Here is a 16115-nt window from a genome sequence, read left to right on the forward strand (position 1 = left end):
CATGGCCAATTACCTGTCCGATAACCAAACCCGCTTCCTCGACGAGCTGATTGATTGGCTCCGCATCCCCTCGGTTTCGGCCGACCCCAAGTTCCACAACGACGTACTGCGGGCCGCCGACTACCTCAAAGTCCGCCTCGAGGAAGCCGGCGTGCAGAACGTAGAAATTTGCCCCACGGCCGGCAATCCCATTGTGTACGGCGAATACATCGCCGGCCCCGAGGCCAAAACGGTGCTCGTGTACGGCCACTACGACGTGCAGCCCGCCGACCCCTACGAGCTTTGGACCTCGCCGCCCTTCGAGCCGGTGATTAAGGACGAGAAAATCTACGCCCGCGGCGCCTGCGACGACAAAGGCCAGGTGTACATGCACGTCAAGGCGTTTGAGATGATGATGCGCGACGGCCAGGGCGGTGTGCCCTGCAACATCAAGTTCATGTTCGAGGGCGAGGAAGAAATTGGCTCCAACAACCTCGAAATCTTCGTGAAAGCGAACAAGGAGAAGCTCAAGGCCGACGTCATCCTCATTTCCGACACCGGCATGCTGGCCAATGACGTGCCCAGCATTGAAGTGGGCCTACGCGGCCTGAGCTACCACGAAGTGACGGTGACCGGCCCCAACCGCGACCTGCACTCCGGCCTCTACGGTGGCGCCGTGCAAAACCCCATCAACGCCCTGTGCGAGATGATTGCCAGCCTGCACGACGAAAACGGCCACATCACCATCCCCGGTTTCTACGACAACGTGGACGAGCTAAGCGCCGACGAGCGCGCCGAAATGGCCAAAGCTCCGTTCTCGGAAGAAGAATTCAAAAATAGCATCGGCCTGCCCGACAGCTACGGCGAAAAAGGCTATAGCAGCATGGAGCGCACCAGCATCCGGCCCACGCTCGACGTGAATGGCATCTGGGGCGGCTACACCGGCGAGGGCGCCAAAACCGTCATTGCCTCCCAGGCCCACGCCAAAATTTCCATGCGCCTGGTGCCCCACCAAACCTCGGCCGAAATCACGGCGCTTTTCCATAAGCATTTCGCCAGCATTGCGCCCCAGGGCGTGACGGTGGAGGTGCGCCCCCACCACGGCGGCGAGCCCGTGGTGACGCCCACCAACTCGGTGGCCTATAAAGCGGCCGCCGATGCCATGGAAACCACCTTTGGCAAGCGCCCGGTGCCCACGCGCGGCGGCGGCTCCATCCCCATCGTGGCCATGTTCAAGTCGGAGCTAGGTCTCGATACCGTCCTGCTCGGCTTCGGGCTCGATTCCGATGCCATCCACTCGCCTAACGAGCATTTCGGGGTGTTCAACTTCCTGAAAGGCATCGAAACCATCCCGTACTTCTACCGCAACTACGCGGCAGCGGAGTAGAAGTCGTGCCCCCTTTGGGGCAGCAAAAAGCCCGGCTTCCATTGCGGAAGCCGGGCTTTTTGGTTCTGCCGGGGATAAGCCCGCTATCGAAGCTTAGGTGTGTAAGAGAGGTAAGCTTGGAAAGCCCTATTGCGTGCCTGAAGTGGGGAAGCTACGTAACCTGCCGTAGCGTAATTCACGCTAAGCAGACATTTGGTAAACTGGCCAACATAGCGCAGTCCAATGCCTAGGCCAGTATGACGCTGATAGCCAAAGCCAACCAAATAGCCCATGTCTAATGACTTGAAGTTGCTGCGGGTAAGCGGATTAGGGTTGCTACTTTCTCCTTGTACTTTCGCTAAGTAGGCAAACTGGGGGCCGGCCTCAAGAAATAAACCATTGACGTTCATCCGCAAAGGCAGCGGCAACTCAATATAATGGAGTTGAAAATCGCCGACCGATGATTGGGCAGCGGCTCCCTTCTGCGAATACAGCAGTTCGGGTCCAAAGCTCAACCATTGCCGCAGACCGATAGTGGCAAAAATTCCAGCATGGTATCCTCTGGTGCTGCTGTAATTCACCGCTTCGGCCCCAACCAGCTTAGAATAGGAGACTCCTGCCTTCAAACCTAGCGAAACGTCGCGGGTTTGTGCTTGGGCAAGGCTTTGGAAACCGCCGACCAGCAAGCAGCAGAGAATCGTCATTTTTACCTTTTTCATACAGCCTACTTAAATAACCCTGCAAGTAACAACTGATGGCCTGCCCCCCTCAAAAAAGCCCGGCTTCCTGTGCAGGAAGCCGGGCTTTTTAGGTCTATGAAAGGAGGAGCCTTAGCGCCGCCGACCGTTGCTGAAGGAGTAGGTCAGGTAAAGTTGAAAGACGCTGTTGCGGATGTTGCGCTGGACCGTGGTGGTGCCGCTGGTAGCGGCTTTCTCGATGTTGGTGATGCCCCCGTTGTAGCGCAAGCCCACGCCCAGGCCTCGTTTGCGCTGGTAGCCCAGGCCGGCCAGGTAGCCCAGGTCAACCGTGTTGTACCGGCTTGAGCGGTCGACTGACGTGGTGCCGGTTTTGTTTTTTGCGCTGATGAGGAGGCCCACCTGCGGGCCGGCCTCGAAAAAGAAACCGCCGGTGTTCACGTGGAATGCCAGCGGCACATCCACGTAGCCCAAGCGGGTGGTTACGTTGTTGTCGGGCACCTCCGCGCCTTTTTGCGAGTACAGGATTTCGGGCTGAAAGGCAAACAGGTCCGACAGGGTAATATTGGCGAAGGCACCCGCGTGGAAACCGGGGATAACCCGGTCGTTCGGGGCTTGCGCCCCGCTGAAAGAGGAAACGGACCCACCGGCTTTCAGGCCCAGGGACACTTGGTTGCGGTTGCGCTGGGCGTGGGCCGCGCCGTGCAGGCCGGCAATTAGTAGAAGGCAAAGGATATTTTTTTTCATAGCGGTCGACTTAAATACGGCCGCAAATTACAACAGTTCGGGTTTTGGCAGGGCCGATAATCCGGCGTAGGAACACCAAAAAAGCCCGGCTTCCGTAGCGGAAACCGGGCTTTTGTATGAAACGCAGAGTCTAGTTATTTTCCGCCAAACACGTAGCCCACATACAGTTGGAACACGCTATTTCGGATTTTGTTCGGATTAATATCACCTTTGCTGATGGTGCTGATGCCGCCATTGTAGCGCAGTCCAATCATTGGGCCGCTAGTGGCTTGGTAGCCCAGGCCGGCCACATAGCCGAAATCAACCCTATCATAACGGCCCTTGATATCCGTATCGGCGTCGCCATTAGTGACCTTGGCTCCGGCGAGGAACCCCACCTGCGGACCGCCTTCAAAGAACAGACCACCGGCGTTTACTTTCACCAGCAAAGGCACGTCGATGTAGTTAATTTTATATTTAATATCGTTGTACTCTTCCGACTGGTAGCCTTTCTGCGAGTATAGCACTTCGGGCTGAATCGAAATCAGGTCGCTGAGGGCGAAGTTGGCCAGCGCGCCCGCATGCAAGCCGATTTTGCTTTCTACCCCGTCTGTGTTGTTAGCGGTTATGGAGCTGTAGTTAGCACCGGCTTTCACGCCGAAGCGGATTTCCTGGGCGCTGGCGGCGGTTGCAACGCTCATCAGCAGGCCAAGGGATAGAAGGACTTTTTTCATAATGCGAAGAAAAAAGGGAGAAAAGGGAATGACGCATCAAATATATGGGCAAAAGCTCAAGAATAGGCCGGCGTTTATACTTGGTAATTACCATGCGTATTTATTAACCTATAGTTCTCTTTTCAGACGGCAGTTGTTTTAGATGGAATGAACGGTTTCCATTGCCCATAAGGGCCTGCTGCGGGTTTGCTGGCTGGTTAGGATAAAGGGGGCGGCGGCTGACGCATAAAAAAAGCGCTGACTCCTGAGGGAAGCCAGCGCTTTTTTATTTCTCAAACACCTTATTGGCCCAGCGGCAGGAGGTAGCCGAGCTGCAGGGTGAAGGCGTTGTTGAAAGCCTTTGGTTCGTTATCCGTATCCTTAGAATCAATCAGTGAGTTGAAGCCGCGGGCGTAGCGCAGGCCCAAGCTGAGGCCTCCTTCGGTCTGGTAGCCGATGCCGGCCACCCCGGAGATGTCAAATTGGGCTAGGTCGGACTTGTCGCGCTCGCCGCGCGAGACGCCGCTGTAGTCCAGGAAGCTGCCGTCGTTCTCCACCTTGTCTTTGTCGCCGTTGCTGAACTTGGTGGTGGTTTGCTGCTTGTTTTTCGACCCAAACAGGTAGCTCACCTGCGGGCCAAGCTCAAAGAACAAGCCGCCGGCGTTGATTTTGGCCAAAATCGGGAGGTCGAGGTAATGCAGCACGCGCTGCTGCTCGCTCTCAATCGACGTCACGCCCGTGGGCAGGCCGGTGGTGCGGGTCGAGGAAATTTCGTAGCCCTTGCGGTTGTAGAGCAATTCGGGTGCGATGGAGAAAAAGCCGTCGCTGCTGATGGGAAAGCTGGTGCCCACGCCCACGTTGTAGCCTAACTTGTAGGAGCCTAGGTCGCTGTCGAAGTTAGGACCGGTGATGCGCGACACGTTGTCGCCGGAAATGCTGGAATAAGTGGCGCCCACTTTCACGCCGATGCGGCGGCCGCCGGCATCTTGGGCTTGGGCCACGGAAACACTCAGAAGGGAGAGGCCTAGTACTGCAATTTTTTTCATGACAGATAGTGCTTATTGAGGGTTAGAAAAAGGATGGGGAACGAACGAATGAGATAAGAGTAGCAATAGTCAAATGCGGTGCTTTAGGTTAATTGGGGCCTCTTAGCGTGTAATCGGCGGTGAAGGTTGCGGCGCGCCGCCTTTTGGACCTGGGTTGGGCAGCGTGCCCGGGCCAGCGGACGGGAGAGCTGGTCTGGCTAAATAGAACGGGGTCAGCCGGTTCGGAACAGCAGATTGGCGAGGCGTTTTTCTTTAAAAAATCTCTGCCGCAAGGAGCGTTATTTGCGGGATTCCGCCGGTGGCGGGCGCGTGGTGTGGGGGCGAGGACCCGCGCTGGCGGGAGGCCCGCGCCTGATGCAGGGGAGGGGAACTGATTGCCGATACCAAGGACCTCGCGCGCCGTGGTTAGGCCCTGCCCAAGCGGCTACTTGGCGCGGAGGGGAAGAGCAAACGAAAAAATAAAGCGTGGAAATGGATTAATTCGCGGAATTTAGCTCTCGGACATTGTTCTTATAGCGTCTTTTAAGGGGGCGGGGTTGCCCAAAATCAGGAATTATTTTTCGGTAACGCACTGTAAATGCAACGGTTGAGTTGTAAATCAGTGCTTCCGCTTGTGCTTAACGTATGGGGCCTAACGTGCTACCCCGGCTGCTGCTGAGCAGCCTCTCCTTGCTATTGCTCGCTTTGCTGCCGCACGCCGTGGTCGCGCAGGCCGACTCCGTTGCGGCGCCGCGGGCGCCGCTCGCGGTGGGCGTGTATGCCCAGGGCAGCTTCATCATGTCGCACACTGCGGCGCTCCGGCACTTGGTGGTGTCGCACCCTACGGGGTTTGAGCTGAACTTCCAGCAGCAAACCACTGGGGCGGAAGCCTGGCACGGGTGGTATAAGTACCCCAAGATGGGCCTCACGCTCACGTACTACGATTTTCATAACCCCGTGCTGGGGTATGCCGTGGCGGCCACCCCCTACCTCAGCAAGTCGTTGTGGCGGGGTCCCAAGCACGATTTTAGCTTTCGGCTGGGTGCGGGGCTGGCCTATCTCACCAATCCTTATAACCGCGACACCAACCACAAAAACAACATTGCCAGCTCGGCTTTCAACGCCAGCATCCAGTTGCGGTTTGAGTACGACTACGCCCTGACGCCGCACCTGGGTCTGGTAGCCGGCCTGGGCCTGAATCATTATTCCAACGGCGCCACCACCAAGCCCAATTTGGGCGTCAACCTGCCTTCTGTGGTACTGGGCCTCAACTACCACGAGCAGCGCTCGCCGCCCCAACGCAACCCCAACGCGTCCACCCCAGCCGATGTGGGCCGCACGTTTTACAACGTGAGCACCAGCCTGGGCTACAAGCAGCGCACGCAGGGCGACCGGCAGAAGTACTTGGTCAATTCCATCACGGCCGCCGTGGGCCGGCGCATCAACCGCAAATCCACCTTGGTGGCCGGGGCCGAAGGCTTCTACGACAGGTCGTTGGAAGCCATGCTGGAGGACACCACCCGCGCCGGCCTCAAGCAGCCCGACGTGAAGAAGGTAGGGGTGTTCGTCGGCCACGAATTGCTCTTTGGGCGCATGTCTTTTGTCTCCCACCTGGGCATTTACGTGTACGAGCCCTACCGGTCAAGCACGTTTTATTACGAGCGGCTGGGCTTGAAATACCACTTCACCAACCTGCTTTTCGGGGCCATCGACCTAAAAATTCACCGCGGCTCGGCCGATGTAATTGAATTCAAAATAGGAGCGAAACTGTAGCGGGCCAAGCGTGGCGAAACAGGCTAAAACTGCCCGTTCGGCTCGAATCAATTTAAGCGCGCACCAGGGCTTTATTTATCTGGCTTACGAGGGCTGGCCCTTCGTAAATAAACCCGGTATATAGCTGCACCAGAGATGCTCCTGCTGCTAGCTTTTCCTGCGCATCGGCCGCGGAGTGAATGCCGCCGGCGCCGATAATGGGAAGCTCACCCTGGCTGCGCTGGTGCAGGTAGCGAATCACCTCCGTGGCCCGCGCCCGCAACGGCCGGCCGCTCAGCCCGCCCGCACCCAACGCCGCTACCTGAGCCGCATCGGTCACCAAATTGTCACGACTTATGGTAGTATTCGTGGCCACTAAGCCGCTCAGCTGCGTCTCACGCGCTATTTCCAGGATGTCGTCGAGCTGCGAATCGGTAAGGTCAGGCGCGATTTTTAGGAGCAGCGGGCGCGGTTTGGCGCGGCGCTGGTTGCAAGTCTGCACTTGCTGGAGCAAGTCAATTAGGGGCTTCTTCTCTTGAAGTTGGCGCAGGTTGGGCGTATTGGGAGAAGAAACATTGACCACAAAGTAGTCGACCACCTCCGCTAGTGCCTCAAAACAGGCTACGTAGTCCTCGGCGGCCCGCTCGTTGGGTGTGTCCTTGTTCTTACCGATGTTGCCGCCGATAATGAGCTGCCGGTTCTGCCGCCGGGCCAGCCGTGCGGCTACCACGGCCGCGCCATCGTTGTTGAAGCCCATGCGGTTTACCAAGGCTTCGTCCTGCGGCAGCCGGAACAGGCGTGGTTGCGGGTTGCCGGACTGCGGGCGGGGCGTCACCGTGCCAATCTCCACAAAGCCGAAGCCCATTGTGGCCAGCTCATCAGTGAGCGCTGCGTTCTTGTCAAATCCCGCCGCCAATCCCACCGGGTTCGGGAATTTCAGGCCGAATATCTCCCGGGCCAGGCTGGGGTGCTGAAAATTATAAAGGCTCCGCAGCATGGCCTTGGCTCCTGGCAGGCGCGCCGCCCGGCGCAGGTTATCGAAAACGAAGTGGTGGGCGCGCTCAGCGTCGAGGGTGAAAAGTGCGGGTTTGACGAATGCCTTGTACATGGAGAGTTTATCCGGCCCAGCCTTCACGGTCGAGGCTGCGGTATTGAATGGCTTCGGCCAAGTGCTGAATCTGAATTTCCTCGGTCCCGGCTAGGTCCGCAATGGTGCGGGCCACTTTCAAAATCCGGTCGTAGGCGCGGGCCGAGAGGCCGAGGCGCTCCATGGCTGTCTTCAGCAGCGTGCGGCCTTCTTCGCTGATTTGGCAGAGGTCCTTCACCATTTGCGGCGGCATCATGGCGTTGGAATGAATGTCGGCATAGTCCCGAAACCGCGTTTCCTGCACCTGGCGGGCCTTGTCTACGCGGGGCTGGATGTCGGCGCTGGTTTCGGCCTTGCGCGTTTCGGTCATCTGGTCGAAGGTGACGGGCGTCACTTCCACGTGCAAGTCAATGCGGTCAAGCAGCGGGCCCGATACTTTGTTCAGGTACTTCTGCACCACGCCGGGGCCGCACACACACTCCTTTTCGGGGTGGTTGTAATAGCCGCACGGGCAGGGGTTCATGCTGGCAATGAGCATGAAGTTGGCCGGAAATTCGATGCTGACCTTGGCTCGCGAGATGGTCACGCGGCGTTCTTCCAGCGGCTGGCGCATCACCTCCAGCACCGTCCGCTTGAACTCCGGCAACTCATCCAAAAACAGCACTCCGTTGTGCGAAAGCGAGATTTCGCCCGGCTGCGGGTTGCCGCCGCCACCCACCAAGGCCACGTCGGAAATGGTATGGTGCGGCGCCCGGAATGGCCGCGAACTCAGCAAGCCGCCGCCCGCCAGCTTGCCCGCCACCGAATGAATCTTGGTAGTCTCCAGTGCCTCCTGCATGCTCAAGGGTGGCAATATGCTGGGCAAGCGCTTGGCCAGCATGGTCTTGCCCGCACCGGGTGGCCCTATCATAATCACATTATGGCCGCCAGCTGCCGCTATTTCCAGGGCCCGCTTGATGTTCTCCTGACCTTGCACATCGGCAAAATCAGCGGTGTATTTGTTAACCGAGTGCTGGAATAATTCCCGCGTGTCCACCACCGTCGGCGTGATATCCAGGCGGCCCTCGAAAAAGTCAATGGCTTCCTGCATGCTCCCGACGGCAATGACATCGAGGTTATTCACAATAGCAGCTTCTTCGGCGTTTTCCTTAGGCAGGATGATGCCCTTGAAGCCTTCTTTGCGAGCCTGAATGGCAATGGGCAGCACCCCGCGAATGGGTCGCAGGTTGCCATCAAGCGACATTTCGCCCATGATGATGTAATCCGATAGCCGCTCCGTATTCAGCTGTTGCGAAGCGTGCAAAATGCCCAGCGCGATGGGCAAATCGTAGGCCGCGCCTTCCTTGCGAATGTCGGCCGGGGCCATGTTTACCACCACTTTGGTGCGCGGCATGCGGTAGCCCCGCAGCTTCAGCGCCGCCTCAATGCGCTGCTGGCTCTCCTTGATGGCATTATCCGGCAAGCCCACCACAAAGAAATTCGTCCCGGCGGTCACCACCACTTCAATGGTGATGGTATAGGCATTGACGCCCTGTACGGCCGAGCCGAAAGTTTTGGTGAGCATTGTGGTATTGGACGGGTAGCGAACTAAACAACAAAAAGCAGTTGCAAAGCTAGATAGGTTTGCCTGCTAAGCCTTCATGCCGAATCAGTTGCAAGCGAAAAGAACTCCGGGATGGTAATGATGAAGCTATTAAAACGTCATGCTGAGCTTGTCGAAGCATCTCTACCGCAGCAGTAAATAAATTACTTGCGCGGTAGAGATGCTTCGACAAGCTCAGCATGACGTTGTGGTTTTTGCAAAAATCATTCAATCACCAGCTTCTCAATCAGCAGAATCAGGATGTGAATCACCTTGATGTGAATCTCCTGAATCCGGTCGGCGTAGCCAAAATGCGGCACCCGGATTTCCACGTCGCTGATGCTGGCCAGTTGGCCACCGTCCTTGCCGGTTAGGGAAACGACGAGCATACCGGCTTCTTTGGCCGCTTCGGCGGCGCGGAGGATGTTGGGTGAGTTGCCGCTGGTGCTGATGGCCAGCAGCACATCGCCGGGCCGGCCGAGGGCCTGCACGAAGCGGCTAAACACGAATTCAAAGCCGTAGTCGTTGGCCACACAGGTCATGTGCGAAGCTTCGGTGAGGGCAATGGCGGCTAGGGCGCGACGGTCGTTGCGGTAGCGGCCGCTGAGCTCTTCGGCAAAGTGCTGGGCATCGCAGAGGCTGCCGCCGTTGCCGCAGGTGAGGACTTTGCCGCCGTTGCGCAGGCTGTGGGCAAAAAGCTCCGCGGCTTCGGCAATGCGGGCCAGGTGGGCCGGGTCGGTCAGGAATCGGTCGAGCACGTCGCGGGCTTCGGCCAGCTCGGCGCGGATGAGTTCGGGGAGCAAGGGGGCGTCGGGCACTTACAGGAATTCAGGTTCAGGAAGGCAAGAGCGAAGGGCCGGACGGCTACAGCGGCGGCCGTTCGGCCGGCGGGGTGTTGGTCAGGCTGGGGTCGCTCTGCGGAAAGGTGGGCTGGGGGAGGTGGTCGGCGGTCCGGTGCTCGGTGGTGCTCACGGTGCCAGCGGCTTGGCTTTGAGTTATAGTGGTGGGAGCATCCAGGTTGCGCCCGTCGATGGTGCGGCTCGTTTGCGTTACGACGGGCGTGCCTGCGGAATTCCGCTGTTGTTGGTCGTAAAGCTTGGCTTTGAGCTCGTTGATTTTCATTTCATGCTGGCTCACCGAGCGGCGCAGCATCACGCTATCGAGATTTTCAGTTACCAAGTGAAGGGCTAAAATGATGGCACCTATGATGAACAAGGTGCGATAGAATGCGCTTTCCTGAGCTAACTCAGACAAGCCCGTACCCATGCCCATGACGGAGGTGCGCACGGCCGGAGCGAGGATGAACAACAGCGCCAGCAGCAGGTAAACCATTACTGCGACGGTAACAATGCGTTTGAGGGCGAGCATGGCTAGAATTGAATAAAGTGGATGAAGCGCAACCGCCGAAAGCAGCGGATTTGGGAAAACGACGGCAAAATAGCGCTTATTAAACGAGCTATCGGGCCTGCGTGGCTGTATCGGCCATTTGGACCGAGTCGGCAGGGTCGAGGATGATGCCCCGGAGCCCCTGGCCTTCGCGGCTGGCTTTGGGAGTTGGGGCCGGCATTTCGGTGGTTGGATTGAGCCGTTCAGTGACGGCCCGGTAGCCCAGGTTGTAGAGAAGCCGCGCCACTACAATGGCCACAACTAGAAATAAAAACCAGCGGAATGGATTTTTGCCAAGCATAAATTAGGTATCGCTAAACAAGGAAAAGCGGCTTGGTATGATTATCAGGCACTTTTCTAAAGGAAGATTACACCAGCGCGGCATTGGTTTGCATCGAGCTCAGGCGTTGGTACACGCCGCCGGGGCGCTGCACCAAGTCGTTGTGGGTGCCGCGCTCCACAATGCGGCCGTGCTGCAGCACCACAATTTCATCGGCGTGCTGCACGGTGCTTAGGCGGTGAGCAATGACAAGCGAGGTGCGGTTTTGCATGAGGCGTTGCAAGGCTTCCTGCACCAGCTTTTCGCTTTCGGTATCGAGGGCCGAAGTGGCTTCGTCCAAAATCAAAATCGGCGGGTTGCGCAAAATGGCGCGGGCTATGCTCAGCCGCTGCCGCTGCCCGCCCGAAAGGCGCGAGCCCCGGTCACCAATCACCGTCTGGTAGCCTTCGGGGCTGGCCAGGATGAAGTCGTGGGCATTGGCAATTTTGGCCGCTTCCACTACTTCGGCTTCCGTGGCCTGGGTATTGAAGCGGATGTTGTTAAAAATCGAGTCGTTGAACAGAATGCTTTCCTGCGTCACGATGCCCATTTGGTCGCGCACCGAATGCAGCGTGCAGCCGCGCAGGTCGTGGCCATCAATCAGGATTTGGCCGGCACTAGGGTCATAAAAGCGCGGCAGCAGGTCGGCCAGCGTGCTTTTGCCGCCGCCACTGGAACCCACCAGCGCCACCGTGCTGCCCTTGCGGATTTTCAGGTTAATGTCGTGCAGCACCGGCGTATCGCCGTAACTGAACTGCAGGTTTTGAAATTCGATTTCGTGCTCGAACGGCGGCAGCACCGCCGCGTTGGGCCGGTCCCGGATAGCCGGCTCGATGTCGATAATGCTCAGCACCCGCTCGCCCGCCACCAGGCCGCGCTGGATGTTGCCAAACGACGACGACAAGGCCTTGGCCGGGGTCAGGACCTGCGAAAAAAGAACGATGTAGCCAATAAACTTCGCCGCTGTCAGGTCCGACTGCCCGCCGAGCACCAGCGAACCGCCGAAGAAAAGCAGGCCGGCTACCACCGAAACCCCGGCGAATTCGGAAAACGGCGAGGCCAGGTCGCGGGTGTTGTCGATGTTGCGGGACGTGCGGGCATACTGGTCGTTCTGGTCCATGAACTTGCCCAGAATGTACTTCTGGGCATTGAACGCCTTGATGACGCGCACGCCGCCCAGCGTTTCGTCAATCACCGATAGCATGGTGCCCAGCGTTTGCTGGCTTTGCTTGGCCTGCCGCCGCAACCGCTTGGAAACCGTGGCGATGATGATGCCGGAAATCGGCAGCAAAATCAGCGAAAACAGCGTGAGCTTGGCCGACATCGTGAACAGCACCACGAAGTAGAAGACGATGAAGAGCGGGTCGCGGATGACCCCGGTGAGCGTGTTCACCACCGAGGTTTCCACCTCCTGCACATCGCTGGTGAAGCGCGACATGAGGTCGCCCTTGCGCTCGCCGCTGAAGAAGCTGAGCGGCAGTTGCAGGATGCGCTGGTACAAATCGAGGCGCAGGCCGCGAATCACGCGGGCCCGCACCTTGGCAATGAGCCGCAGACTGAGGTAGCGAAACAGATTGCTGAAAAACACCGAAGCCACCACCACCGAGCACACAAACGTGAGCGCCCCAATGCGGCCGTGCTCGGCGATAATCTGTCCGAAATAGAACTTGAAGGCGCCCGTGATGTAAGAAATGCTGAGGGCGAAATCGGGCAGCACCGTCGGGGCATCGGCGGTGGTAGCCTTGGTCGTGTCAAACAGCACGTCCAGCAGCGGAATGATGAGCGTGAAGTTGCCGATGCTGAAGAAAATGGTCAGCAGCGTATACACTAAGTACAGCGGCAGGACGCTGGCAAACGGCCGGGCATACTGCAGGATGCGAAAGTAGGTTTTCATAAACCCTTAAAACTCGTGGAGGCGCTGCGCGATGTTCCAGCGCAGGGCCAGCGAGCCGAATACTTGGTTGCCGTCGCGCTCCGGCGTGAGGGAGTAGGTCTGGTTGCGGGCAATGACTTTGGCATCGACGAACAGGTTCAGGCGCGGCTGGTACGTGGCCGTGAAATCGGCGTGGAGCAAGCGGCTTTTGTTGCCCTGGCCCACGGTGTTGCCGTATTCACTCACGCGGGTGTTGTAGGATTTGAGTACGTTGCCGCCATAGTTAGTTTCTGGGTCCGCTCTGGGGTCGTCGAGGCCCTGGCGCGAGTAGAACGCCTTGCCCACCAGCATCAGGCGGGGTAGGGGCTGGTAGCTGAGCACGCCCAGCACTTCGGTCAGGTTGGCACCCATGGGGTGGGCCAACGGCTGCTGGTAGTGCTGGTAGCTGGTGTAAATGTCCTCGTGCTGGTAGGTGAAAGGCCGTACATAGTTGAATTCCACCTGCAAATCGAGGTTGCGCAGGCCCGCCACGTCAACGTATTTGCCGCCCAGTTGGAAGGCTTGCTTGTTGGCCCACCAGCCATTGCCGGCGCGTATTTCGCTGATTTTAAATTCGTCTAGTACCACTTGGCCATAAAGCTGCGCGGTGTGAAGGAAATTCCATTTGAAGTCCAAGCCCAGAATGGCATTGTCGGCCGAGCCGACGTTCTGCTCCACCGCCCGGTAGAAAATAATCGGGTTCAGGTATTGCAACTCGAAGCCACGGGCCCGGCGCCCTGGTACGATTTTGCCGCCCGCTACCACGCTGTCCGGTTCGGCATTGCGGCCACCCAAAATGGTGTTTTCAAACACGCCAATGTTCAGGTTGGGTGTCACATCGAAGCTCAGGTGGTGCATGGCCATGTACTTCTTGGGGTACACTTGGTCCTGAATTTCTTTTTGCGCAGTCAGCTCGGCAAAAATGTTCTGGTAGTTAAACTTCCAGATACGGGTGTTCACCTTCAGGAAAAAATAAGGCGCGCTGTAATCGGAGAGAATGAGCGAGCGGTAGCCGTTGCCGATAAAATTCCGGTCGTGGGCCAGCTGCAGGTTGACGTACTTGGTGGCGTAAGTGATGCCGCCCCGCGCCGTGAAGAAGTCGTACTGACTGCCGCGCTCTGTTTTGAAATACTTCCAGTAGCCCTCGTGCGGCACTATCTGGTCGCGCTGAATCCGGTCCTGCACGTACTGCGGCACGCCCATCTGGTTATCGGCCAGAAAGGTGTAGAAACCCAACTTTTGGTCGATGGTACCTTCCAGCTGCACGCCGCGGGTGTTCACGTAGCGCAGGCCGCTCAGCTCGCTGTCGCGGCCGGCTTGCAGCAGCAGCACCGGGTTCACGCGTAGCGCAAACCCATCAGCTTGCACGTGGTACAGGTCGGTCTGGTTGCGGTAGAAATTGGTGAGTATGGGCTTGGCGCTTTCGTTGAGCGTAGCGCCCTGGCTACTGTTCAACCAGTTGTCTTTCACCAGATACTCCGCGTTGAATCGGTCGGCTGGCGAGAGGGTGCCGCCGCGGCTGGCGCTGTCCGGCGAGAGCATCCGCTCGCCCAGGCGGGCCGCTGCGGCGCGGGTGTACGGCCGCACGCTGGTGTGCGGGTCGTTGAAGGAGTCGGGGCCAAACTTGATGGCGTACCGGTCAATCAGCCGGTACGTGTCGGCGTCGAGGGGCACGTAATTGGCGCCCTGCGTGGTTTTGCTTGGCGGCGGTGTCAAATCCACGGGCGGCACCGGGGTATCGAATGTCACCCAGGGCGTTGCTTTTGCATCCGGCGCGGGCGTGGCTGGCGGCGTAACGACCGGAGCGGGCGTTGCCGGTTCGGTCGGCGGCGGGGCCGGCACCGTTTGAGCCGCCAAATACCCCACGGGCAGCACCAGAGCGGAAAACAGAAGCAGGGTTTTATGCATAAATACAGATAGTCTTCATAAAAGGCGCAACGGCGCGGGCGGCTAACACCCGCGCGCGGTAATTTCTTAACAAACCTACGCAGCAGGCCGTTGGGAAGGATAAGCTGGGCTGCGCGCCACCGCTCCGAATACCGTGGCGGGCCGCACGCAGCCCCATGGATTGAAGCCGACGAATTCGCGCCGGGTATCTTGCCTGCCGCCGCTTTTTGTGCCAACTTCGGGGCTCCGGCTGGCTTTCCTTGCGGCCTTTACATTTCCACATTCCTTGTAGCATGGCCAAAACTCCCCTCCCTACTGCTTCGGCCGCCGCCGCGCCTGCCGCTACCACCGATGCTCTGGATGCGCTGGCCAATGTGCACGTGGTGTGCGCCGAGCCCAGCATTGCCAACCATTTCCTGGCCGAGCTGCGCGACAAAGACGTGCAGAAAGACAGCCTGCGCTTCCGCCGCAACCTGCAGCGCCTGGGCGAAATCATTGCCTATCGCATCAGCACGCACCTGAGCTACGCCGACAAGGTTATCCAAACGCCCCTGGCCGAAACCACCGGCAAGCTGCTGCACGATTTTCCCATTCTGGCCACCGTGCTCCGCGCCGGCTTGCCGTTTCACCAGGGCTTTCTCAACTACTTCGACCAGTCGCCCAGCGCCTTCGTGGCAGCCTACCGCATCGAGGGCACGGCCCAGGTGCAGGTGCAGGTCGATTACCTATCGGCGCCCAGCCTCGACGAGCGGGTGCTGATTCTGGCCGACCCCATGCTGGCTTCCGGCAAAAGCCTCGTGCAAACCTACCGGGCCATGCTGCGCTTCGGCACGCCGCGGCAGGTGCACATCGCCGCCGTCATCGCCTCGCCCGAAGGCCTGGCCTTCGTGGCCCGCGAAATCCCCGAAGCCAACCTTTGGGTGGCAGCCATCGACGAGCGGTTGAACGACCAAGCCTACATCGTCCCTGGTTTGGGCGATGCCGGCGACCTCTCTTACGGCAGCAAACTGTAGGCTATATAGGCGCGCCAGCATATGCTGCGGCATTCATTAGGGAACGATGGCTTCGTAAATGGGGTATCTTTGTCGTGCGCCCTTTGGGCGTGGTCATCCACTCGCTACGGCCTGTTTTTTTTAACTCGTTTTGCTGCATCCCGCCTTTAAATGCGCCTCTGTGTTCTTGCTGAGCACGGTCAAGTTTTTGGGCGGTCCGCTGGCTGGCGCTTCCATGGGCCTGAACTTTTGGTCGACCATGGGCCTCACAGTGGCCGGCATGATGACCAGCGTGTTCATCTTCTCGGGCATTGGCCGCGTCTGGATGCAGCATCGCCAGAAACAGCGCCGCCTGCGCCGCGCCCCCATTTTCACCAAACGTTCGCGCAACATTATTAAAGTCTTCCGCAAGTTTGGTATGGGCGGCATTGCCTTCCTCACGCCGGTTTTGCTCTCGCCCATCGGCGGCACCGTCATTGCCACGCTATTGGGCGTGCCGCGCCAGCGCATTCTGCTGCACATGTTGTGGAGCGCGGTGCTGTGGGGCGGGGCCCTCACCTTTGCCAGCGTGCACTTCGGCCACATGATTGGCCACTAGTTTGCTTAGTCGAAGGAAAAAAGACGGTCCTGTTGAGCCGGTCGAAGCATCTCTACTGTGCAACTAATCAATGTTAGTATTGCGGTAGAAATGCTT

Annotated in this window: 15 protein-coding genes; 4 read left to right on the plus strand and 11 right to left on the minus strand. The window is 58.6% G+C overall.

Annotation, left to right across the window (positions count from 1 at the left end; genetic code table 11):
- Position 1: 1 nt before the first annotated feature.
- Positions 2–1366 carry a dipeptidase gene (locus I2I05_RS03530; protein WP_196280800.1) on the plus strand — a complete coding sequence of 455 codons (1365 nt, stop codon included), beginning with the start codon at positions 2–4 and terminating at the stop codon, positions 1364–1366.
- A gap of 83 nt (positions 1367–1449) precedes the next feature.
- Here I2I05_RS03530 and I2I05_RS03535 read toward each other — a convergent pair whose 3' ends face one another.
- The 4 genes from I2I05_RS03535 to I2I05_RS03550 all read right to left on the minus strand — a co-directional run bounded on the left by I2I05_RS03535 (position 1450) and on the right by I2I05_RS03550 (position 4525).
- A complete protein-coding gene (locus tag I2I05_RS03535) occupies positions 1450–2064 on the minus strand; it encodes a porin family protein (RefSeq protein ID WP_196280801.1) in 615 nt (204 codons plus the stop codon).
- Between the two features lie 111 nt (positions 2065–2175).
- Positions 2176–2787 carry a porin family protein gene (locus I2I05_RS03540; RefSeq protein ID WP_196280802.1) on the minus strand — a complete coding sequence of 204 codons (612 nt, stop codon included), beginning with the start codon at positions 2785–2787 and terminating at the stop codon, positions 2176–2178.
- A 134-nt stretch (positions 2788–2921) separates the two neighbouring features.
- The gene (locus I2I05_RS03545; RefSeq protein ID WP_196280803.1) at positions 2922–3500 is read right to left on the minus strand and encodes a porin family protein; all 579 of its coding nucleotides are present in this window, start codon (positions 3498–3500) and stop codon (positions 2922–2924) included.
- Positions 3501–3781: 281 nt separating this feature from the next.
- Positions 3782–4525, minus strand: coding sequence for a porin family protein (locus tag I2I05_RS03550; RefSeq protein ID WP_196280804.1), 744 nt, complete (start codon positions 4523–4525; stop codon positions 3782–3784).
- A gap of 624 nt (positions 4526–5149) precedes the next feature.
- Here I2I05_RS03550 and I2I05_RS03555 point away from each other — a divergent pair.
- Complete coding sequence (locus I2I05_RS03555) at positions 5150–6277, plus strand: acyloxyacyl hydrolase (RefSeq protein WP_196280805.1); 1128 nt, start codon at positions 5150–5152, stop codon at positions 6275–6277.
- Between the two features lie 52 nt (positions 6278–6329).
- Here the strand turns inward: I2I05_RS03555 and I2I05_RS03560 are convergent, their stop codons facing one another.
- The 7 genes from I2I05_RS03560 to I2I05_RS03590 form a co-directional block, all read right to left on the minus strand.
- Positions 6330–7364, minus strand: a complete 1035-nt coding sequence (locus I2I05_RS03560) for a quinone-dependent dihydroorotate dehydrogenase (RefSeq protein ID WP_196280806.1) — start codon at positions 7362–7364, stop codon at positions 6330–6332.
- A gap of 7 nt (positions 7365–7371) precedes the next feature.
- Positions 7372–8907, minus strand: a complete 1536-nt coding sequence (locus I2I05_RS03565) for a YifB family Mg chelatase-like AAA ATPase (RefSeq protein ID WP_196280807.1) — start codon at positions 8905–8907, stop codon at positions 7372–7374.
- A 242-nt stretch (positions 8908–9149) separates the two neighbouring features.
- Positions 9150–9743 carry a D-sedoheptulose 7-phosphate isomerase gene (gene lpcA / locus I2I05_RS03570; RefSeq protein WP_317192312.1) on the minus strand — a complete coding sequence of 198 codons (594 nt, stop codon included), beginning with the start codon at positions 9741–9743 and terminating at the stop codon, positions 9150–9152.
- 46 nt (positions 9744–9789) lie between these two features.
- The gene (locus I2I05_RS03575; RefSeq protein ID WP_196280808.1) at positions 9790–10293 is read right to left on the minus strand and encodes a hypothetical protein; all 504 of its coding nucleotides are present in this window, start codon (positions 10291–10293) and stop codon (positions 9790–9792) included.
- 88 nt (positions 10294–10381) lie between these two features.
- Complete coding sequence (locus tag I2I05_RS03580) at positions 10382–10612, minus strand: hypothetical protein (protein WP_196280809.1); 231 nt, start codon at positions 10610–10612, stop codon at positions 10382–10384.
- Between the two features lie 67 nt (positions 10613–10679).
- Entirely contained in the window at positions 10680–12524 is a 1845-nt protein-coding gene (locus I2I05_RS03585; RefSeq protein WP_196280810.1) for an ABC transporter ATP-binding protein, read from the minus strand.
- A gap of 6 nt (positions 12525–12530) precedes the next feature.
- A complete protein-coding gene (locus tag I2I05_RS03590; RefSeq protein WP_196280811.1) occupies positions 12531–14450 on the minus strand; it encodes a hypothetical protein in 1920 nt (639 codons plus the stop codon).
- Positions 14451–14722: 272 nt separating this feature from the next.
- On the opposite strand from I2I05_RS03590, the gene upp reads away from it, so the two are divergent.
- Together upp and I2I05_RS03600 are read left to right on the plus strand one after the other, a co-directional pair.
- Positions 14723–15442 (plus strand): uracil phosphoribosyltransferase, encoded by a 720-nt coding sequence (upp, locus tag I2I05_RS03595; protein ID WP_196280812.1) that lies wholly within the window; start codon positions 14723–14725, stop codon positions 15440–15442.
- Positions 15443–15602: 160 nt separating this feature from the next.
- Positions 15603–16019, plus strand: coding sequence for a hypothetical protein (locus tag I2I05_RS03600; RefSeq protein WP_317192313.1), 417 nt, complete (start codon positions 15603–15605; stop codon positions 16017–16019).
- The last annotated feature ends 96 nt before the right edge of the window (positions 16020–16115 follow it).

It is taken from the genome of Hymenobacter jeongseonensis, from assembly GCF_015694725.1.
In the GTDB taxonomy this organism is placed as follows: Bacteria; Bacteroidota; Bacteroidia; order Cytophagales; family Hymenobacteraceae; genus Hymenobacter; species Hymenobacter jeongseonensis.

What these genes read in the sequence shown, in the direction of transcription:
- I2I05_RS03575 (WP_196280808.1), bottom strand. Translation starts at nt 10,293, where the DNA reads ATGCTCGCCCTCAAACGCATTGTTACCGTCGCAGTAATGGTTTACCTG.
- I2I05_RS03560 (WP_196280806.1), bottom strand. Translation starts at nt 7,364, where the DNA reads ATGTACAAGGCATTCGTCAAACCCGCACTTTTCACCCTCGACGCTGAG.
- I2I05_RS03535 (WP_196280801.1), bottom strand. Translation starts at nt 2,064, where the DNA reads ATGAAAAAGGTAAAAATGACGATTCTCTGCTGCTTGCTGGTCGGCGGT.
- I2I05_RS03585 (WP_196280810.1), bottom strand. Translation starts at nt 12,524, where the DNA reads ATGAAAACCTACTTTCGCATCCTGCAGTATGCCCGGCCGTTTGCCAGC.
- I2I05_RS03580 (WP_196280809.1), bottom strand. Translation starts at nt 10,612, where the DNA reads ATGCTTGGCAAAAATCCATTCCGCTGGTTTTTATTTCTAGTTGTGGCC.
- I2I05_RS03545 (WP_196280803.1), bottom strand. Translation starts at nt 3,500, where the DNA reads ATGAAAAAAGTCCTTCTATCCCTTGGCCTGCTGATGAGCGTTGCAACC.
- I2I05_RS03555 (WP_196280805.1), top strand. Translation starts at nt 5,150, where the DNA reads ATGGGGCCTAACGTGCTACCCCGGCTGCTGCTGAGCAGCCTCTCCTTG.
- upp (WP_196280812.1), top strand. Translation starts at nt 14,723, where the DNA reads ATGGCCAAAACTCCCCTCCCTACTGCTTCGGCCGCCGCCGCGCCTGCC.
- I2I05_RS03590 (WP_196280811.1), bottom strand. Translation starts at nt 14,450, where the DNA reads ATGCATAAAACCCTGCTTCTGTTTTCCGCTCTGGTGCTGCCCGTGGGG.
- I2I05_RS03550 (WP_196280804.1), bottom strand. Translation starts at nt 4,525, where the DNA reads ATGAAAAAAATTGCAGTACTAGGCCTCTCCCTTCTGAGTGTTTCCGTG.
- I2I05_RS03540 (WP_196280802.1), bottom strand. Translation starts at nt 2,787, where the DNA reads ATGAAAAAAAATATCCTTTGCCTTCTACTAATTGCCGGCCTGCACGGC.
- I2I05_RS03565 (WP_196280807.1), bottom strand. Translation starts at nt 8,907, where the DNA reads ATGCTCACCAAAACTTTCGGCTCGGCCGTACAGGGCGTCAATGCCTAT.
- I2I05_RS03530 (WP_196280800.1), top strand. Translation starts at nt 2, where the DNA reads ATGGCCAATTACCTGTCCGATAACCAAACCCGCTTCCTCGACGAGCTG.